Annotated in this window: 2 protein-coding genes; both read left to right on the forward strand. The window is 68.9% G+C overall.

The window, feature by feature from the left end:
• Window positions 1-501: ABC transporter ATP-binding protein (locus tag ACRDPS_RS13670; RefSeq protein ID WP_431502192.1), on the forward strand; the 501-nt coding region annotated here is incomplete at its 5' end.
• 136 nt (window positions 502-637) lie between these two features.
• Window positions 638-2,785, forward strand: coding sequence for an N-acetylmuramoyl-L-alanine amidase (locus ACRDPS_RS13675; protein ID WP_431502193.1), 2,148 nt, complete (start codon window positions 638-640; stop codon window positions 2,783-2,785).
• The last annotated feature ends 157 nt before the right edge of the window (window positions 2,786-2,942 follow it).

The following is a 2,942-nucleotide window of genomic DNA, read 5'->3' on the forward strand; positions in this document are numbered from 1 at the left end:
TTCCACCCGCAGCTGTCCGGCCGGGAGAACATCTTCCTCAACGCCGCGATCTATGGGCTCTCCGCCGAGGAGACCGCCGAGATCTACGAGGACGTGGTGAAGTTCGCCGAGCTGGGCGACCACCTCAACTCGCCGGTCGGCAACTACTCCTCGGGGCAGTACTCCCGCCTCGGTTTCTCGGTCGCCGTCCACATCGACTCCGACATCTTCCTCGCCGACGAGGTCCTCGCCGTCGGCGACAAGCCCTTCAAGAAGAAGTGCATGGAGAAGATGGAGGAGATCCGCGACAGCGGCCGCACCATCGTCTACGTCAGCCACGCCGCGGGCTCCGTCAAGCGGATGTGCGACCGCGTCATCTGCCTGGAGAAGGGCCGCCTGGTCTTCGACGGTGACGTCGACGAGGGCATCGAGTATCTCCACTACGGTGACGACGACGCCAAGGGCTCGGTCGCGCAGAAGAGGCTCGACGCCGCCGACAGCGCTCTCGGCGCGGAAGTCTGAGCCTTGTGTCCCCTGCGACGCTGTCGCAGGGGGCACAACGCGAATTACAGTTTTGTAGTTACTCGGTAACCCTTCCGCAGCCTGTGACTGATGTGAAAGATGATCCCTGGTGTTACGGAACCAGGGGGATCCACGCATGTCTTCGCAGCAGGCCGGGCAACAGGAACCGAGCGTTCAGCGCGCCCGGTCCCGCTACGTCGCCTCGACCCAGCAGCTTCTCGTGCTGGGGGTCGTCATGGCCGCGCTGGTCCCGGCGAGCGCGATCGTCGACCTGAAGGTCGTCCGGCCCGCGGACGTCCCGGCCGCCGGGGCCGGGGCGGTCGTGCCGTCCTCGGCGCAGGTGCCGGCGGGCGCGGTCGAGGCGCACGTCGAGGAGATCTCGCTGACCGCGCCCCTGGCCAAGGGCCGCGGGTCCCGGCCCGGTGGGCCCGGTCGGCTCACCGCCGAGGCGAGGAAGTCCGCCTCAGGGGCGGTGACGACCGTTCTCAGCGACCCGCAGACGGTGGACGGGTTCGGGACGGTCGGACTGACCTGGACGCCCGGAGCGGTCGTTCCCGAGGAGGCGGTCGTGGCCGACGTACGAACGCTGGAGGACGGGACCTGGAGCGACTGGTACGCGCTGGATGTCCATCTCGACGACCATGCTCCTGACCCGGGCTCGGCGGAGGCCGACGGGTCGCGGCCGGGCACGATGGAGGCGATCATCGGCGAGGTCGACCAGGTGCAGGCGCGGCTGAGGCTGACAGACGCCCAGGTGCCGGCCGACCTCAGTCTCGCGGTGATCACTCCCGGAGAGGCGGGCGCGACCCGCAGCGAGTCACCGGAGATCGAGACCGAGGCGGGCGAAGCGGGCTCAGCGGCGCCGGCTCCGGCGGAGGGCACTGGCGAGGCCAGGGCTGACGAAGGGGAAGGCGCGGCGGAGCTGTCGGCGGCTGCGTACACCCCCAGGCCCAGCATCTACAGCCGTCGCCAATGGGGTGCCGACGAGGGCGTACGAGAGGCCGGGCCGCCCGACTACCACGAGGTCCACGGTGGGTTCGTGCACCACACCGTGAACACCAACTCCTACTCCCGGGCGCAGGTGCCGGGGATCATCCGGAGCATCTACGCCTACCACGTGCGGAGCCGGGGCTGGCGCGACATCGGCTACAACTTCCTGCTCGACAGGTTCGGCCGCATCTGGGAGGGCCGCTACGGTGGCGTGGACCGTCCCGTCGTCGGTGCGCACACGGCGGGCTACAACAGCAACGGCTTCGGCGCCTCGGCGATCGGAAACTTCGACAAGGTCTCGCCGCCGACCGCGCTGGTGAACGCCTTCGGCACGCTGTTCGCGTGGAAGCTCTCGTTGCACGGTGTCCGTGGCAACAAGGGCAGCACCCGGATCGGCGACCGCACCTTCTCGCACGCGATCATGGGCCATCGTGACGCGGGGTCCACCGTGTGTCCGGGCCGATACCTCTACGCCAGGATGAGCACGATCCGCTCGCAGGCGGGCTCCAAGCAGCAGGGCTGGGCGGCCCGTGAGCTGCAGTCGCAGATCTCCGGCGCCGCCTACCCGGACCTGGTCGCTCGTCGGGCGAGCGACAAGCGCATCTTCGTGCTGCGTACGAACGGCGAGGCGCGATTCGGGACGCCGTTGGCGACCAACCTGACCGCCGCGTCCTCGACCACCCTGATGAACGGTGGCGACTGGGATCGCGACGGCGACGGAGACATCCTGATCCGGCACGCCGACGGCACGATCCGGGTCAACCGGGGCAACGGCACCCAGACCTTCGCGCCGGGGGTGGTCATCGGCTCCGGCTTCGGGACCGTCCCCGTCATCGACGTGGTCAGCGACCTCACCGGGGACGGCTGGCCGGACCTCCTGGGCAGGCATCCCAACGGTGAGATCCGGGTCTGGCCCGGTCGCGGGACCAGCGCGCTGGGTGCGTCCTACCGGATGCGCAGCGGGGTGAGCGGCGGGAGCCAGGTCATCGGTGCCGGTCGGTTCTATGCCGATGACGGCTCGCCCGAGGCGATCTTCAAGGTCTCCGACAAGCTGCTGATCTTCCGTACGAACGGCCCCGGTGGCCTGACCACGTATTCCGACGCCGGCATCGACACCAGCGCCTTCGACTTCATCCTCGCGACCAAGGACCTGCGTGGCGCCTCCACCGGGGGCGACCTGCTGCTGCGTCGCAAGGCCGACGGAATGTGGTTCGGCTACGAGCACAATCAAGGCGGCGGCTGGGACCGGAAGACACAGATGGGCATCATCCGCGGCTACGACCAGCTCGGCTAGTGCCCCGCACCTCAATTCCGCACCATAAGTCGCACGCTGCGCACGCACCTCGCTGCGTTGGCATCGCTCGGAAGACACCCGGTATGCCGTCGCGACGCCGCCTTGCGATGCACGCACGCATCGCACGACTTATGGCACGGACTCTCGGCGCGGGACA

The sequence above is a fragment of the Nocardioides sp. genome (assembly GCF_050699375.1).
Lineage (GTDB): Bacteria > Actinomycetota > Actinomycetes > Propionibacteriales > Nocardioidaceae > Nocardioides.